Here is a 17,611-nt window from a genome sequence, read left to right on the forward strand (position 1 = left end):
TTTAATGAGTATATAACAGAATGAGGTAGTGCGATGTGCCTGGCTTTTCCAATGCAGATTGTTGAAATTAATGGTTTTGAAGCCCGTTGTTTATTTAAAGGGATACAGCGCACGGTTAATTTGTTTTTATTACAGGATGAAGAGATCCAGGTGGGTGATTACGTTCTGATTCATGTTGGTTATGCGCTGCAGAAAGTTGATGAAGAGGAGGCCTTTTCCACCTGGGAATTGCTGGATCAACTCGCCGTCAATGAATCAGACTATGCATGAATTGTCGCTGTGTGATGATTTGATCAGACAGGTTCAATTGCTTGCGGATCAGCATCATGCTCAAAATATCGCGCGAGTTACTGTCAGTTTAGGCACATTATCAGGTGTCGAGCCGGTTTTGCTAGTCCAGGCATTTGAAATTCTCAAAGCGGGAACTGCCGCGTCGAATGCCCGTCTGATCATTAACACCGTACCGGTCAGAATTAGATGCGATCATTGCGGACGTGAAGCCGATGTTGATCCCAATAGACTTATATGCCCGGCATGCAAAAGTTTGGATACGCAACTGCTCAGTGGCAGCGAGTTCATCTTGAGTCAGGTTGAGCTTTTTGTGGCGTCCTGAATGGATGCGGCAGGTAATCGGTCGGCGCTCTCATTTGAAAGAGTAAGAATTTAAGATTGGTAACTACTCGCCCCCTTGGAATAGCGGGTGTAGGTGATTGATTGAAAAGGCTTCTGCAACAGGGATGCTGCAGAGAGCTACAGGGAAGTATTCATGCGTCCTTTGAAATCAAGCACCTACACCCAAAAAATGGGGGGTAAGTAGATACTTAGTTTGAACCAATCCATTCAAGTTAAGGGTTAAAACAGATGTGTACTACCTGTGGTTGTCAAATTACATCAGGAAACGAGTCTCAGATTCCAGTGGAAAAGTCGGCTGACGGGGGGGCAACTTCCGTTTTGACCCGGCTGATGGCCGGTAACGATCTGCAGGCTGACCATAATCGCATGCATTTTGATCAACTGGGTGTTTTGGTCATTAACTTAATGTCTTCGCCCGGCTCGGGTAAAACCGCATTACTTGAAGCCACGATTGTGCAGGGTCGGGAAAGGTTTCGAATGGCCGTGATTGAAGGGGATCTGGAAACTGAAAATGATGCACTGCGCATCCGCGCACACGGTGTTCAGGCGCACCAAATCACAACCGGTTCGGCATGCCATCTGGATGCCCATTTAGTCCACGAGGCGCTGCATAAAATCGACTTTTCAGGCATTGATGTGCTATTTATTGAGAATGTCGGTAATCTTGTTTGTCCTGCCAGTTTTGATTTAGGTCATCATCTCAATGTGATTCTGTTGTCCGTTGCGGAAGGGGATGACAAACCAGCCAAATATCCGGTGATGTTCCGCGCGGCGGATGTGATGCTGATTACCAAAACAGATTTGTCGCCCTATCTGGATGAGTTCTCAAATGAAAGGGCAGCGCAAAATTTACGCAATCTGGCCAATCAGGTACCGATTTTTCATTTGTCCGCACGGAACGGAGAGGGCATCGATGTCTGGTTGGACTGGATGGAAGAGCAGATTCAGCTTCAAAAGCAACACGTTAAAAATCGGCCTTCATTCCGGCCTGTGCGACAGCCTGATGCCGGGTTGCATGCAACCCGCATTTTATTAAGCCCCGTCCATCCTGTAAGCAAGTCATAGAGAGAGCAGATAATGGCCTTAAGTGCTCAGCAATGGCTGGTAAAAATAAACGAATTGCCGGTGACTGAAACGACAAAAATCATGAATGTCTGCGGGGGTCATGAGCGCACAATTGCTTTGTCAGGGCTTCGCAGCGTGCTGCCGGAATGGATAGAGCTGATACCCGGGCCGGGGTGTCCAGTTTGTGTCTGTCCCGAGGAAGATATTTATCAAGCTATACAGCTTTCGCTAGAGAAAAATATCATCCTGGCCGCCTTCGGCGACATGCTCAGGGTGCCTGTCAATGCGGGTAAACAGGCTATTCGTACCTTATCGCAGGCTAAAGCTACCGGTGCGGATATTCGAGCGATTGCCAGTCCTATCGAGACGTTGATGATTGCAAAAGAGAATCCCGGGCAAACCGTCGTATTTTTTGCGGCGGGGTTTGAAACTACATTCGCGCCTGTGGCCGCAATGCTGGCAGAAGGCGCGCCTGGAAATCTGCTGATTTTGAGCAGCGGTCGTCTGACATGGCCGGCAGTGGCTTTGTTGCTGGATTCAGAGCAGCCGAATTTCGATGCGCTGATCGCGCCAGGGCATGTGGCGACGGTGATGGGTCCCGAACAATGGCAGTTTGTCGTTTCGCGCCATCAGCTTCCTGTTGCGATTGCCGGTTTTACTCCGGACAGTTTACTGGCAGCCATTTACTCGGTGCTGCGGCAGCGCATGGATAACCATTTGTTCGTCGATAATTGTTATGAACAAGTGGTCAAACCCGGAGGTAATCGCCGTGCTCAACAGTTTCTGTCTCAAGTTTTTGAGGTGTCCGATGCACCGTGGCGGGGTATCGGTACGATTCCTCATTCTGGATATACCTTACAAGCGCATTTTGCCCACCATGATGTTCAGCTGCATTTTGGGTCTTTCCGGGAAGACGCGCGCCGTCATGTCGGCGAAATGCCGCCCGGTTGCGATTGCGCGCGCGTCGTTATGGGAAAGATCAAGCCGGTTGACTGTAAATTGTATGGCCGTTTGTGTGTGCCGAGTCAACCGGTAGGGCCTTGTATGGTTTCTGATGAAGGTGCCTGCCGGATTTGGTGGAGTGCCGGTATAAAACCTGATGTTGGTCTAAAAAGCGCTGAACTGACTTAAAAGTTGTGCAAGTTGCGTCTGGATTCAACCGGAATACGCTTGGGATTTTAGATGTAATTGATAGAAATGAAACGTCATAACTCAAGATGGGTTTTCATTTGCATGCCTTGGTAATTTGAAATAAGGAAAATTCAAGTTAAAAAACCTGTTAAATTAGGTTAGACTTAATGCCAAGTGTTGGTACAGTGCATAATTGATCCTATACTGAACTCAATAGTAATAATAAGGAGAAATTGGATGTCGAAAGGGCAAAATTTACAGGATAATTTTTTAAATACTCTCAGAAAAGAACACACCCCCGTTTCCATTTTTTTAGTTAATGGTATTAAACTGCAAGGGCGTGTTGATTCATTTGATCAGTATGTGATTATGCTTAAGAATACTGTCAGTCAGATGGTCTATAAGCATGCGATATCAACGATTGTACCGGGCAAACCTGTCAAACTTAGCCGCGAAAACGAAATCATTGAAGATTAAACTATTATCAAACTTCTCGGAGCGCTTAATTGTTTGAGCGTCCTCAATCGGGTGAGCGGGCCGTGCTCGTTCACCTAACACTACAAGCCAATCAAGAAGACTTATCGGAACTGCGGGAACTGGCCAAATCAGCGGGTGCTGAGCCTGTTTGCGTAGTGGTAGGCAACCGGCGAAGCCCCGATTCGAAATATTTTGTTGGAACCGGCAAACTGGAAGAAATCAGACAGGCTGTAGAAGAGCATTCTGCCGACTTGGTGTTGTTCAATCACTCGCTTTCTCCCAGCCAGGAGCGCAATGTTGAAAAAGCGCTCAATGTCAGGGTGGTGGACAGAAATGGGCTTATCCTGGATATTTTTGCGCAGCGCGCGCAGACTTTCGAGGGTAAATTGCAAGTTGAGCTGGCGCAATTGCGGCATTTGTCGACGCGATTGGTTCGCGGTTGGACCCATCTTGAAAGGCAGAAAGGCGGCATTGGTCTGAGAGGGCCGGGTGAAACTCAGTTGGAAACCGATAGAAGGCTTTTGGGTGTAAGGATAAAACAAATCCAGGCCCGCCTTGAGAAAGTTAAAAAGCAGCGTCATCAAGGACGCCTGAAACGAAAAAAAGCCGAGATTTCTTCAGTTTCGCTAGTCGGTTATACCAATGCCGGTAAATCTACCCTATTCAATGCCCTAACGGGCGCTAATGCCTATGCGGCCGATCAGTTATTTGCGACGCTGGATCCTACTTTACGCAATTGTTTGCTCCCGAATAATACTGAAATCGTTTTGGCCGACACGGTAGGGTTTATCCGTCATTTGCCGCATGAACTGGTTGCAGCCTTCCGATCTACGCTGCAGGAAGCCAGTGAGGCGGATTTATTGTTACATGTCATTGATGCCAACGCAGAAGACAGGGATGACACAATTTTTCAAGTCAATCAGGTGTTAACCGATATTGATGCTTACCAGATAAGACAGTTGCAGATATTTAACAAAATAGATCTACTTCCTGATGTAAAGCCCCATGTCGATAGGGACGATACGGGCAACGCGGTCAGAATCTGGCTGTCTGCTCAGACGGGCGAAGGCTTGGATTTATTGCAAGAGGTTTTGGCCGAATCATTTACACCTTCTAAAATCAGAAGGCATTGCCGGTTAAGGCCTGATCAGGCCGGCATTCGTGCCAAGTTGTTTGATTTTGCAAAAATCATCAATGAGCAATGCCAGGACGATGGCGGCTGGGATATTTGGATGGAAATCGATCAAAAAAAACTGGGCTTATTGAAAGATGTTGTTATGGAAGAATTTTAGTACCTTTTTTAAGGAGCCAGAGTAGTAATAATTTTTCTAAATACTCTGAAACCAGCCAATTAACTAATAACACAACCACTTGCCTGCTTGGAGTTGAGGGTGTAGGTGATTGATTGAAAAAGCTTCTTCAACAGGGACGTATTCATGCGTCCGTTGAAATCAAGGCTCTACACCCAATAAAATGGGAGGGAGTGCGCAGATACCTAATAACCTAGTTTGAATGTAAGTTTTTTATCCGAGATAATTGGCAATGACTTTTAATGCTGAACTATCGTGATAAGATAAGAAAGTTATTTAGAGTTTCATATTGTTGTTCTAGTCAGTAATATGAAACCACTGATAGGGATAATCTTAATTTAAGAAAATATGACGAGTTGAAAAATTCTTTAACTTTCAAAAATTTTAGCTTGTTTCTATTAAGCATTAATTTTTGTAAGTTATACGGATTGGTCTATCAAACCCCTCGCGTTAATGAGTCAAAATCATTTTAATTACTAAAATCCCAATGGAGCATATGTATGTCCTGGAATGAACCTGGCGGCGGCGATAAAAAAGACCCTTGGAGTGGGCGCGGAAGTGAAAAAGGGCCTCCCGATCTGGATGAGGCAATCCGCTCATTACAAGAGAAATTAGGCGGTATTTTTGGCGGTGGCGGAAATAATGAGCCCGGATCGTCAATGAAGAGCATAGGCTATCTGGCGGCCGGCGCAGTTGTGCTCTGGGGTCTAAGCGGATTCTATATTGTCGACGAAGGTAATCATGGCGTGGTTACTCGTTTCGGTAAGTTCACTGACACGACACAAGCCGGTTTAAACTGGCATATGCCTGCGCCGATTGAGCAGGTGCAAATCGTCAATGTCAAGCAACAACGTTTCATCGAAGTGGGTTATAGAAGCGGAGGTGCGCAACAAACTTTAGGTTCTGTGCCCAGAGAAGCATTGATGCTGACCAAAGATGAAAATATTGTCGATGTCAGATTGGCGGTTCAGTATCAGGTTAAGGATGCCAAACAGTTTCTGTTTAATGTTGCCAACCCTTCTGAAACACTGAAACAAGTCACTGAATCCGCTGAAAGAGGTGTTATCGGTTCCAGCAACATGGACTTCGTTTTAACAGAAGGCCGCAGCGAAATTGTTGCTCAAATCGGTAAAGAAATACAAGAAGTCATGGATGCCTATCAGTCCGGAATCCAGATTACCAGTGTCAACTTGCAAGATGCCCAGCCACCCGAACCGGTACAAGGCGCATTTGAAGACGCTATCAAGGCTCGAGAAGATCAGCAGCGTTTGATCAACGAAGCTCAAGCTTATTCGAACGATGTAGTGCCCAAAGCACGTGGTGCTGCTGCCAGAAAATCTCAGGAAGCGGAAGGTTATAAAGAACAGGTCATTGCTCAGGCAGAAGGTGAAGCAACCCGTTTTACCAATCTGCTGGTGGAATACAAGAAAGCACCTGATATTACTCGCAGAAGACTTTATATCGAGACGATTGAAAGCGTTCTGAGTAAAACCAATACGGTAATGATCGATGTCAAAGGCGGAAATAATTTACTTTATTTGCCTATTGATAAACTGGCAAAACAACCGGTGCCTAACGTTGAGACTATCAACTTACCTCAGCCTAGCTTAAGTCAGCCGCAACCAGTCGAGAATATTCAGCGAGGCGCAGTGCGTGGCCGTGACGTAAGAGGTCGTCAATGATGCAAAATAAAATTTTAATAGGAATAGCAGCGGTTTTATTTCTAGGCATAATGTGTATCTTTACTGTCTCGGAAACCGAAAAAGCAATCAAATTTCAATTAGGTGAAATAGTAAAAGACGATTACGAGCCGGGTCTTTACTTCAAATTGCCTGTTGTTAACAACGTCAAAAAGTTTGATAGCCGGATTCAGACCATGGACAGTAAGCCGGAGCGTTTTTTAACGGCTGAAAAGAAAAACGTGATCGTTGACTCTTTCGTCAAATGGCGGATCGGAGACGTAAAAACGTTCTATACAGTTGTTGCCGGTGATATTAACCAGGCGAATCTTCGTCTCGATCAAATCATCAAAGATGCTTTCAGAAGCGAATTCAGTAAGCGTGATATCAAGCAACTGGTTTCGACCGACCGGAAGATCATCCGCGATATTTTGATAGCGAAGTCTAGAGAAGTCGCAGCAAATCTTGGTCTGGAAATCATTGATGTGCAGGTTAAACGTATTGATTTACCTAGCGAAGTCAGCAGTTCGGTTTACCTGAGAATGGAAGCGGAGCGTGAACGAGTAGCTCGTGAATTCCGGTCTCAAGGTTCGGAAGCGGCTGAGCGTATTCGAGCCGATGCAGACAGGCAACGTGTAGTTACTCTGGCTAATGCATACAAAGAAGCTGAAAAGTTACGCGGTGAAGGTGATGCGCGTTCGGCAGAGATTTACGCCAAGGCTTACACAGAAGATCCTGAGTTTTATTCGTTTTACAGAAGCTTGAATGCTTACCGTGAAACATTCAATAAACCGGATCAAATGCTGGTGATAGATCCTGAGTCCGATTTTTTCAGGTATTTTAAATCACAAAAGTAAATCACTGACATCGGCGTTCTCAACGCTGAGATTGTTTCAATAAAAATGAACGCTCCGTTTTTAACGGGGCGTTTTGTTTGAGTAGACCCATAAAAAAACATGCAACAAAAAAATTCCTGGCTTTTACCTGAAGGTATAGAGGAAGTATTGCCTGAAGATGCCAAGCGTCTTGAGAACCTTAGAAGTAATATTCTCAATGTTTTTAAACGCTGGGGTTATCAATTGGTTATTACCCCGTTCATTGATTATCTGGATTCACTTTTGACCGGTTCCGGCCATGATCTTGATCTGCAGACTTTCAAGCTAACCGATCAATTAAGCGGCGAAATGTTGGGTATTCGTGCCGATATGACGCCCCAGGTGGCAAGAATTGATGCGCACAATCTCAAACATGCCTGGCCGACCCGCCTTTGTTATACCGGCACCGTTCTCCACACAGTTGGCGATGCGCTGGAAAAATCCAGAAGTCCGATGCAGATCGGAGCTGAGCTTTACGGTCATAATGGACTGGAAAGCGATCTGGAAATTATTCAATTGATGCTGGAAATGCTGGCTATTTCAGGGATTCAGCACGTCCATATTGATCTGGGGCATGTAGGCATTTACCGGGCGTTATGCCGACAGGCCGGGCTTTCTAAAATTCAGGAAACGTCATTGTTTGACATCTTGCAGCGTAAAGCCAAGTCAGAATTGCAAGTATTTGTTCAGGAGCTTGATATCGATGAGCAATTGAAACAATTTTTGCTGGTTTTACCTGAACTGAATGGCGGCAGGGAAACCCTGGTCAAAGCGAGTCAGGTCTTGTCCAAGGCGGATGAAACTGTCAATAAAGCATTGCAGGAACTGACCTTGCTGGCCGATCGGTTGGCGCTTGATTTTCCCTCATTGCCTATCAGCTTCGATTTAGCAGAATTGCGCGGTTATCATTATCATACCGGTATTGTTTTCGCTGCATTTGTTTCGTCGGTTGGCCGTGAAATTGCCCGGGGGGGACGTTATGACAATATTGGCGCTGTCTTTGGCCGGGCCAGACCCGCGACCGGATTTAGTGCGGATTTAAAAGTATTGTCAGAATTGAATCCGTCCGAAAATAAAGAACAGGCGGAATTGATTTTTGCACCGGCCGTTAATGATTCGGCATTATCTGAAGCGGTCAGAAATCTGCGCGCGGCGGGCAGATGTGTAGTTCAGGAATTGCCAGGTCAATCCGGAGATTATCGCTCCATGGGTTGCACTGCGGTTCTTGAAAAAAATAATAAAGACTGGATTGTTAAAGCGTTGGCTTAAATTTGGAATGAAAATGGGAAAAAATGTAGTTGTAATCGGCACTCAATGGGGTGATGAAGGCAAAGGTAAGCTGGTTGATTTACTGACCGAGCAGGCAGATGCGGTGGTCCGTTTTCAGGGCGGACATAATGCCGGACATACACTGGTGATTCAGGGTAAAAAGACAGTCTTGCATCTGATACCTTCGGGTATTTTACGTGAGAGCGTCCAATGCTTGATAGGCAATGGTGTCGTATTAAGCCAGCAGGCTTTGCTTAAAGAAATCGAGATTCTTGAGAAAGCCGGCATCAAGGTGCGGGAACGCTTATTGATCAGTGAAGCCTGTGCATTGATTTTACCTATCCATGTTGCCATTGATCTGGCAAGAGAAAAGGCGAGAGGCAGCAAGGCCATTGGCACAACGGGCAGAGGCATAGGTCCCGCGTATGAGGATAAAGCTGCCAGGCGAGGGCTGCGGGCAGGTGATTTGCGTGACGTCAAAGGCTTTTCTGAGAAGTTGCACGAACTTGCCGATCTGCACAATTTTATGCTGAAAAACTATTATCATGCTGAGCCAATAGACGTCCAATCCATGCTGGATGAAGCATTGCAGTTTGGAGAGCAGGTCAAGCCGATGTTAGCCGATGTAGGTGAAATTTTGTCGGTGTATCAGGCGCAAGGTAAGCATCTTTTATTTGAAGGGGCTCAGGGTGCATTGCTCGATATCGATCACGGAACTTACCCTTATGTGACTTCATCCAACACTACCGCAGGAGGGGCTGCCACCGGAACCGGTGTGGGACCTTTAAGTCTGGATTATGTGTTGGGTATTACTAAAGCCTATTCAACGCGAGTCGGAAACGGCCCGTTTCCTACCGAACTGCTGAATGATATCGGCGAACACATCGGTCAAAAAGGTCATGAATTTGGCGCGACAACCGGCAGAAAAAGGCGAACAGGCTGGTTTGATGCAGTTTCTATGCGCAAATCTGCGGCCATGAACAGTTTAAGCGGAATCTGCTTAACCAAACTGGACGTACTGGATGGTCTTGAAAAAATCGGGATTTGCAACGCTTACCGGTTAAACGGGCAATTGACCGGAATTGCGCCGTTAGGAGCTGATCAATATGAAGTCTGCGAGGCAGTGATAGAGGAGTTGCCGGGTTGGAGCGAACCTACAGCAGGCGTGACGAATTATGACGACCTGCCTGAGAACGCAAAAGCCTATATCAAAAAAATAGAAGAATTGGTCGGTGTAAAAGTGGCCATTATTTCTACCGGACCTGACAGAGATGAAACCATTATTCTGGAAAGTCCTTTTTAGACAAAATATACCCATCGTAGATCGAAATTCGGCACCGGGGTGTCCGTCAAAGGACGCCGTAAATACATCCATGTAGGCTCTATGCCAGCATCCATGCTGGCAAAGCCTTTGCCGAACAACCCGATGCCTCCTTAGGCACTGCCGAAATTTGAAGTGCGAAAGGTATAAAACCAAAAGCTTCAGGTTAAAACGCAGTTTGAGGTTGTCTCTGACTGCGTTAAGCTTTACATAAAACGGTAATGCATGGTTAAATCGAACTGCGTGAATAACGCATTCGTTTACACTTCTTCGGAGGCATTATGAAACCTGATATTGATGACGATAAATTTGTTGTCTATTTTGCAGTTGGGTTTATTCTGGCTGGTATTGCTGTTATGTCGCTTGTATCCTGATTAACGCTAGACGCTATCAATTAGACAACCGGGTTAGATCGGTTTTTTGTTTGAACCGCTAATCCGGTTTTTAATTATGAAGTCAAAGCCTTTGTTTCGAATAAATGCCAGACCGGTGTAACAAAGTCAGGCATAGGGTTTAAACGACCCAATTCCACCCAGATATTCTTGGGATTATGAAAATCAGAACCTGCCGATCCTGCCAAGTCAAATTGTTTGGCATAGCGCGCTAAAGTATTGATTTCGTCCGGGTTGTTTCTTCCTGACACCACCTCTATTGATAATCCCCCCATTTCCTTAAAATCTATCAGAAGACGCCTCATCCATGACCCGCTTAATTTGTACCGCATAGGGTGCGCCAGAACAGCAATACCACCTGATGCGGTAATCCAGTTAACGACTTCTTCCAAACCAGGCCATTGTGTAGAAACATAACCGGGTTTGCCATCACCCAGATAATTATCAAATGCGCCTTGCAAGGTGTCTACATAACCTTGAGACAGCAAAAATTCTGCAAAATGAGTACGCGTGATCATGCCGTCTCCCGCGGCTTTTTTTACAGATTCGAATGCACCGGGAATCCGCTTTTTTTCAAGCTTGATGGAAATTTTTTCAGCGCGTTCATTACGAATCGTTTGTATCGCGTGAGATCCTTCAGCTACCAAAGGATGGGAGGGGTCCAGGTTCAAGCCGACGATATGCAGGCAATGCGACTGCCATGTCGTTGAAAACTCGATACCGGTAATCAGATTGATGCCCTCCATTTCTGCAGCACGTTGAGCCTCAGCAACGCCAGCCACCGTATCATGATCGGTTAATGCCAGGTGAGTGACACCGTATTGCTTGGCACGGCTGACTAAATCCCGGGGTGATAACGCGCCATCCGATGCGGTTGAATGACAGTGAAGATCGTATATCTCAGTCATGATTACTGGTACTCGCCATAAAGTTTTGCATAAAGGCCTTTTTGTTGAATAAGGGTGTCATGCCGTCCCTGTTCACATACGGTGCCTTCTTCAAACACATAAACATGATCGGCCTGCTTAACCGCGCTTAAACGGTGAGCAATAATAATCGTTGTGCGATTTTTTAAAAAATCATTCAACGCGTGATGAACCTGATACTCGGTTGCCGAATCCAGGGCCGATGTGGCCTCATCCAGAATCACGACTTTAGGATCTGCCGTAACCATTCTCGCGATAGCCATGCGTTGTCGTTGTCCGCCGGAAAGCCTCATGCCGTGTCGTCCGATGACAGTATCCAAACCCAAAGGAAGATCGCTAACGGTGTCTTTCAGTTGAGCTATCTGCAAGGCTTGCCAGAGAACAGAATCATCTTCAGGTTTACCCATTGTCAGGTTGGCGCGAATGGTATCGTTAAAAAGAATGGGGTGTTGCAAAACAGTGACAACATGCTCTCTGACCACTTCCAGGCCAATCTGTTCAATGGGAATGTTGTCGTAGTAAATGGTTCCGGCACTGGGGCTGTAAAGTCCTATCAGCGTTTGCACCAAAGTCGATTTGCCGCCGCCGCTTGCGCCAACCAAGGCAACTTTTTCTCCGGCTTTGATGGTCAGATTGATATTGTTCAGAATGGGTTCGTCGGTGTAACTGAAATGAAGGTTTTCAACACGGATGGAAACGCTTTTTTTGTTTTTAAAAGGATTATTGAGGTGCGGGTATTGCGGTTCCTGTTGTAATTTTGTCAAACGGTTTATCCGAGCCAGTGCGGCTTTGGCGGCAAAATAGGCATATTGGATACCCAGCACCTCTTGAACAGGGGCCATCATAAACCACAAGTAGCCGAATACAGCGAGCATCTCGCCTATGCTCAGGTCAGAATAGAAAACCATCAGCATGGCCGTCGCTCTAAAAACATCAAATCCAAACAGGAAGACAAGAAAACTCAAGCGGGATGCGGCATCACTTTTCCAGGCAAAAGCGCCGGATTGCTCTTTGACAGTTCTTGCGGCATCGACCAATAATTGACAATAATGGCGTTCCCGGTTGCTCGCCCTGATTTGATGAATCGCTTCCAGCGTTTCTGTAAGTGCTTGCTGGAAAATTTCATACGCGGAATTTTCCCTATTTTTCAAATCCTTTACCCGGCTGCCAACCGTTCGAGTGAAGTAAATTACCAGGGGATTCAGCAATAAAATAAACAAGCCGAGCTGCCAGTGCATCCACAGCAAAATAACAGCAGTGCCCAGAATGGTTAGAATGGCGACCAAAAGCCGGCTGATGGTTGAGCCGATAAAATTGTCGATGGTATCAAGATCGGTAACCAGATGCGTGACTACCGAACCTGAGCCCAGGCTTTCATATTCCGCCATGGAGATCGTTTGCAAATGATTGATCAATCGATGGCGGATGCGAAAAACGATATCCTTGGAAATTAGGGTAAATTGCCTGGCCTGCACGATATTGAACGCAATCGATACGACGCGAAGTAATAAACTGGCAAACAACACGATTGAAATATAGACAACCGGCGTCTGCCAGTTGGCGGGTACCCAGTAATCAATGGTGTGAACGGTAATGCCGGGTTTTTTGAGTAATACCTCGTCGACCAGCAAAGGCATCAGCAAAGGAACCGGAACGCTGGCAATCGTTGCCAGAATCGCTATGATATGAGCGATGATCAGTTGTTTTTTGTGTTGTAAAGCAACACCAAAAAGGTAGTCCCACGTGTAAGTAAACGCTTTGGGAGGGTGGGAGGCTTTTGATTGCACCGTTGCTTTAACCTGTCATAAAAAGCCGATTATAGCGATGCGGCCCTTTTTTATAAACCCAATCTTAAAAGTAATAAGCCCTGATGACACGATTTGTTTTGGTATTATGGTTTTTCATGGTTTCTCTTGCCGGTGCTTCGGTACCACTTGATGAACAGCGCGCCTCTTTTTTGAACATATCCAAAAATCTAACTACTCAACCTCAAGCACCCTGGCCCGATGCAGCTGAGGCGTTGAAAAATTATCCTTTGTATCCGTTTTTACGCTATCAGTGGCTTAAACAAAATCTGAATCAGAATCAGGCCGTTGAGCGATTTTTGACCGATTATTCCGATACGCTTTATAGCGCTTTATTAAGAAGGGATTATCTGTTTTATTTGGCTGAACAAACCCGATGGCCGGAGTTTATAAAAATCTATAAACCCACTTCAAACCGGGCCCTGGTCTGTCACTATCAATGGGCACGGCTGAATAGCGGTTATAGAGACTCAGCGTTACAGGAAGCAAAAAAACTGTGGGTCACATCAGAGACTACGCCGCAGGCCTGCGATAGCTTATTCGAAGGATTGATTCACTCTGACTATTTTTCAAAAGAGGCTCTGTGGGAACGGTTCGAGTTATCGATCAAAAAAAACCGAACCACTCTGGCGAGTCAGTTGATGGTGTTGATGGCTGAACCGGATCAGGCAAAAGCCTCCTTGTGGCTCAAGGTGTATAACGACCCGTCCAGCGTTACCGGGGCAATTAACTGGGATAACAGTATCGTCGGGATGGAAAAAATTTTCGCGCAGGGTGTTGTGCGTCTGGCCGATAGCGATGTGGATAAGGCTATCGAGGTGTGGGATTCAACAAACTCACGTTTTGCCTTGACCCCCGAAAGTAAAGATTATGTTGAAGGACGGCTGGGTTTGGCTTTGACATTCAAAAAGAACCCAGCATCTTTCTCAAGGCTCAGTCGTGTCGTCACCCCCGATTCATCAATCAGGGAATGGAAAGTGCGAGCTGCATTAATTGAGCGCAATTGGCAGCATGTGCTGAATGCCCTGGACAGTCTTGATGCGCAACAAATTAATCTGCCGCGATGGCAGTATTGGCGCGCTCGAACATTAGAGGCTTTGGGGCAGGTCGATAACAGCCGCAGGCTCTATCAAACGTTGGCGAAAGATCGAAGCCTGTTTGGATTTTTGGCTGCTGAAAAATCAGGTTTGAAACCGGAATTAAATGACCGCCCGCTTTTACTCGATCCTGCCGAACTTACAGCTTTTCAAACAAAACCCGACTTGCTGATCGTCAGCGAATTAAGAGCAATAAATCAGCGCAGCGAGGCGGGCCAGTACTGGCAATATCTGTTGAGTAAGCTGGACAAGCAGCAAATCCTTTTGGCTGCTAAAACAGCCCAGCAATGGGGGTGGCATCATAATGCCGTGACAACCCTGGCCAGAGCGGAATATTGGGATGATCTGAATCTTCGTTTTCCGCTGGACTTTATGGCTGATGTCAATCAAGCCGCTGTCACTTACCAACTGGAGCCATCACTCATTCTGGGTCTGATCCGCAGAGAAAGTATCTTTGATCCTGAGGCCCTATCGCCGGCAGGTGCCAGAGGATTGATGCAACTTATGCCGGCAACTGGAAAGCAAATGGCCTTGGCGCTCAACTCACCTTGGGAATCAGTCGATGACTTGTTGAAGCCTGAAGTCAATATCCGGTTGGGCGCTCACTATTTCAAGCAGATGCTTGATCGCTTTAACGGTCATTTTATGCTGGCGGTGGCCGCTTATAATGCCGGGCCTTCTAAGGTCGATGCCTGGCTTTTAAACAGTGGGGCAATGCCTGCTGATATCTGGATGGAAACACTCTCTTATAAGGAAACCCGGGAATATATATCGGCAGTATTGGGCTATGCGATTATTTATCAATTGAAATTAAATCGTGAAGAACTTAAAGCCAGTCAATTTATGCGAGATGTATCAGCGAAGTAAAAATTGAGCTGATTTTTTTTAGCGAGTCATGGATAATAATAAGTTTTAAATGAAAAACATATCGGCAGGTACGGAAATAATGGAGAAACAGCATAGTTTTACGCGTGAAGAATTATTAAAGTCCGGAAGAGGTGAGTTGTACGGGCCTAAAAATGCGCAATTACCATTACCTAACATGCTGATGATGGATCGTATTACTCTTATTACCGATGAAGGCGGTAAATACGGTAAAGGTCAAATCATTGCTGAACTCGACATTAATCCCGATTTGTGGTTTTTTGCTTGCCACTTTCAAGGCGATCCAGTTATGCCGGGGTGCTTGGGATTAGATGCCATGTGGCAGTTGGTCGGCTTTTATCTGTGCTGGATGGGCGGTCCTGGAAAAGGCCGTGCGCTAGGGGTAGGGGAAGTCAAATTTACCGGCCAGGTGTTACCGACTGCAAAAAAAGTGGTTTATAAAATCGATCTAAAAAGGCTGATCATGCGCAAACTGGTCATGGGAATTGCTGATGCAACAATGGAAGTGGATGGCAAAATGATCTATGAAGCGACCGATTTACGTGTCGGTTTGTTTACTTCAACTGAAGATTTTTAGAGGCTGGCAAAAATGAAAAGAGTGGTAGTGACCGGTTTAGGTATTGTTTCCAGCATCGGAAACAACCGAAATGAAGTTGTCGATTCCCTTAGACAAGGTCTGTCAGGTATTACATTTGCTGAAGATTACGAGCAATTAGGTTTCAGAAGCCATGTTCGCGGTGCAATCAATATCAATCTGGATGATTATATCGACCGTAAAATCAAAAGATTCATGGGCGATGGCGCGGCCTTCAACTACGTGGCCATGCAGCAGGCGATTGATGATTCGGGCTTGGAAGAGTCCGCCGTGTCTAATTTCCGAACCGGTCTGGTTATGGGCTCCGGCGGTCCGTCGACATCCAATTTGGTTGAAGCTGCCGATATATTGCGTGAAAAAGGCATTAAAAAAGTGGGCCCTTACATGGTTCCCAGAACCATGTCCAGTACCAATACCGCCTGCTTGGCTACTCCGTTTAAAATCAAAGGGGTCAATTACTCGATCAGTTCGGCTTGTGCGACCAGCGCACATTGTATCGGACATGCGATGGAACTGATCCAGATGGGCAAGCAAGATGTCGTATTTGCCGGCGGCGGCGAAGAAGTCCATTGGACCATGTCATTGTTGTTCGATGCCATGGGCGCATTGTCTTCCAAATATAACGATACCCCGGAGACCGCTTCTCGTCCCTATGATGCAACCCGTGACGGCTTTGTTATTTCAGGCGGCGGCGGCGTGCTTGTAATCGAGGAGCTGGAACATGCAAAAGCGCGTGGAGCCAAAATTTATGCCGAATTGGTCGGTTACGGTGCAACGTCCGACGGTTATGACATGGTTCAACCATCAGGGGAGGGCGCGGTGCGCTGCATGCAGCAGGCTATGGCAACAGTTAACGGCAAGATCGATTATATCAATGCGCATGGAACCAGTACCCCCGTCGGCGATACCCGTGAACTTGAAGCATTAAGAGCCGTATTCGGCCGCGAAGAAGTGCCTTTTGTGAGTTCTACCAAATCATTGACAGGTCATGCCTTAGGCGCCGCCGGTGTGAATGAAGCAATTTATTCATTGTTGATGATGGAGCAAAACTTTATCAGCGCTTCTGCGAATATTACTCAACTTGACCCACTGGCCGAAGGCATTCCTATCGTCAGTAAATACAAAGATAACATAACGCTGAACACTATCATGTCCAATAGCTTTGGCTTTGGCGGAACCAATGCAACCCTTATTTTTCAGCGCTACGCCAGTTAAACCCATACATTGAACAACCGGACCCGTTTACTGGGCCCGGTTGTCATTAATCCACACCCAAAAGTCTTTTCCGCCGATTATGTTCGATCTGAACCAGAAGTCCCGCACCCAATTCAATAAACTGCAAAAACGTCTTCGTCACGCGGTGGGTGACGCGATTGCCGATTACACCATGATCGAGGATGGCGATAAAGTCATGGTCTGTCTGTCCGGAGGCAAGGATTCGTTCACGATGCTGGATATCCTGATGAATCTGCAAAGGACCGCACCGGTAAAGTTTGAATTGATTGCCGTGAATCTGGATCAAAAACAGCCCGGATTTCCGGAGCATGTGTTGCCTGAGTATTTGACGAGCATCGGTGTGCCTTTTCATGTGATTGAAAAAGACACTTACAGTGTTGTTAAGCGCGTTATTCCGGAAGGAAAAACCACCTGCGGGCTTTGCTCCAGACTGCGCAGGGGCACTTTATACGGTTTTGCAGAGGAACACGGCATAACCAAAATTGCTTTGGGTCATCACCGTGACGATATTTTGGAGACGTTTTTTCTGAATATCTTTTACGGCGGCAAGTTAAAAGCCATGCCGCCCAAATTATTAAGCGATGACAAAAAAAATATCGTTATCCGTCCCATGGCTTATTGCCGCGAAAAAGACATTCAACGTTATTCCGCATTCAGAGATTACCCTATCATTCCCTGCAATCTGTGTGGGTCTCAGGAAAATCTGCAACGCCAGGCGATGAAGGTTATGCTCAAAACTTGGGATAAACAGTTTCCGGGCCGTTTGGAAACCATTTTTACCAGCTTGCAAAACGTAGCGCCTTCACAATTGGCGGACAGACAGCTATTTGATTTTGAAGGTCTCAAACAAGGCTCGCTGGAACACTGTGAAGTCATTGATTTTTCCACGGGCTTATCTCTTCTCGCGCAATGATC

Annotated in this window: 16 protein-coding genes; 14 read left to right on the forward strand and 2 right to left on the reverse strand. The window is 46.2% G+C overall.

Features of this window, described 5'->3' with window-relative positions; genetic code table 11:
• Positions 1-33 precede the first annotated feature (33 nt).
• From GO003_RS15045 to GO003_RS15090, 10 genes are all read left to right on the forward strand, one after another.
• Positions 34-270, forward strand: a complete 237-nt coding sequence (locus tag GO003_RS15045) for a HypC/HybG/HupF family hydrogenase formation chaperone (protein ID WP_159655727.1) — start codon at positions 34-36, stop codon at positions 268-270.
• Positions 263-613, forward strand: coding sequence for a hydrogenase maturation nickel metallochaperone HypA (gene hypA, locus GO003_RS15050; protein WP_159655729.1), 351 nt, complete (start codon positions 263-265; stop codon positions 611-613). The genes GO003_RS15045 and hypA overlap by 8 nt, the downstream gene beginning before the upstream one ends.
• A 248-nt stretch (positions 614-861) precedes the next feature.
• Positions 862-1,698, forward strand: a complete 837-nt coding sequence (hypB, locus tag GO003_RS15055) for a hydrogenase nickel incorporation protein HypB (protein WP_159655731.1) — start codon at positions 862-864, stop codon at positions 1,696-1,698.
• A 12-nt stretch (positions 1,699-1,710) separates the two neighbouring features.
• A complete protein-coding gene (gene hypD / locus GO003_RS15060; protein ID WP_159655733.1) occupies positions 1,711-2,829 on the forward strand; it encodes a hydrogenase formation protein HypD in 1,119 nt (372 codons plus the stop codon).
• Positions 2,830-3,066: 237 nt separating this feature from the next.
• Positions 3,067-3,306 (forward strand): RNA chaperone Hfq, encoded by a 240-nt coding sequence (gene hfq / locus GO003_RS15065; protein ID WP_159655735.1) that lies wholly within the window; start codon positions 3,067-3,069, stop codon positions 3,304-3,306.
• 29 nt (positions 3,307-3,335) lie between these two features.
• Entirely contained in the window at positions 3,336-4,598 is a 1,263-nt protein-coding gene (hflX, locus tag GO003_RS15070; RefSeq protein WP_159655737.1) for a ribosome rescue GTPase HflX, read from the forward strand.
• A 518-nt stretch (positions 4,599-5,116) separates the two neighbouring features.
• Positions 5,117-6,298, forward strand: coding sequence for an FtsH protease activity modulator HflK (hflK, locus tag GO003_RS15075; protein ID WP_159655739.1), 1,182 nt, complete (start codon positions 5,117-5,119; stop codon positions 6,296-6,298).
• Entirely contained in the window at positions 6,295-7,152 is an 858-nt protein-coding gene (gene hflC, locus GO003_RS15080; protein ID WP_159655741.1) for a protease modulator HflC, read from the forward strand. The genes hflK and hflC overlap by 4 nt, the downstream gene beginning before the upstream one ends.
• Positions 7,153-7,251: 99 nt before the next feature.
• Entirely contained in the window at positions 7,252-8,439 is a 1,188-nt protein-coding gene (locus GO003_RS15085; RefSeq protein WP_159655743.1) for an ATP phosphoribosyltransferase regulatory subunit, read from the forward strand.
• A gap of 13 nt (positions 8,440-8,452) precedes the next feature.
• A complete protein-coding gene (locus tag GO003_RS15090; RefSeq protein WP_159655745.1) occupies positions 8,453-9,742 on the forward strand; it encodes an adenylosuccinate synthase in 1,290 nt (429 codons plus the stop codon).
• A 466-nt stretch (positions 9,743-10,208) separates the two neighbouring features.
• On the opposite strand, the gene GO003_RS15095 is transcribed toward GO003_RS15090, so the two are convergent.
• Together GO003_RS15095 and GO003_RS15100 are read right to left on the reverse strand one after the other, a co-directional pair.
• Positions 10,209-11,060, reverse strand: coding sequence for a PHP domain-containing protein (locus tag GO003_RS15095; protein WP_159655747.1), 852 nt, complete (start codon positions 11,058-11,060; stop codon positions 10,209-10,211).
• A 2-nt stretch (positions 11,061-11,062) separates the two neighbouring features.
• Positions 11,063-12,865, reverse strand: a complete 1,803-nt coding sequence (locus tag GO003_RS15100) for an ABC transporter ATP-binding protein (RefSeq protein WP_159655749.1) — start codon at positions 12,863-12,865, stop codon at positions 11,063-11,065.
• 83 nt (positions 12,866-12,948) lie between these two features.
• Between GO003_RS15100 and GO003_RS15105 the strand changes: the two genes are divergently transcribed.
• The 4 genes from GO003_RS15105 to ttcA all read left to right on the forward strand — a co-directional run bounded on the left by GO003_RS15105 (position 12,949) and on the right by ttcA (position 17,609).
• Positions 12,949-14,847, forward strand: coding sequence for a lytic transglycosylase domain-containing protein (locus GO003_RS15105; protein ID WP_231089014.1), 1,899 nt, complete (start codon positions 12,949-12,951; stop codon positions 14,845-14,847).
• A 79-nt stretch (positions 14,848-14,926) separates the two neighbouring features.
• A complete protein-coding gene (gene fabA, locus GO003_RS15110; RefSeq protein ID WP_159655782.1) occupies positions 14,927-15,442 on the forward strand; it encodes a 3-hydroxyacyl-[acyl-carrier-protein] dehydratase FabA in 516 nt (171 codons plus the stop codon).
• Between the two features lie 12 nt (positions 15,443-15,454).
• Positions 15,455-16,675, forward strand: coding sequence for a beta-ketoacyl-ACP synthase I (gene fabB / locus GO003_RS15115; RefSeq protein WP_159655751.1), 1,221 nt, complete (start codon positions 15,455-15,457; stop codon positions 16,673-16,675).
• Positions 16,676-16,754: 79 nt separating this feature from the next.
• A complete protein-coding gene (ttcA, locus tag GO003_RS15120; protein WP_159655753.1) occupies positions 16,755-17,609 on the forward strand; it encodes a tRNA 2-thiocytidine(32) synthetase TtcA in 855 nt (284 codons plus the stop codon).
• Positions 17,610-17,611: the final 2 nt, after the last annotated feature.

Origin of the sequence: Methylicorpusculum oleiharenae (genome assembly GCF_009828925.2) — a bacterium.
In the GTDB taxonomy this organism is placed as follows: Bacteria; Pseudomonadota; Gammaproteobacteria; order Methylococcales; family Methylomonadaceae; genus Methylicorpusculum; species Methylicorpusculum oleiharenae.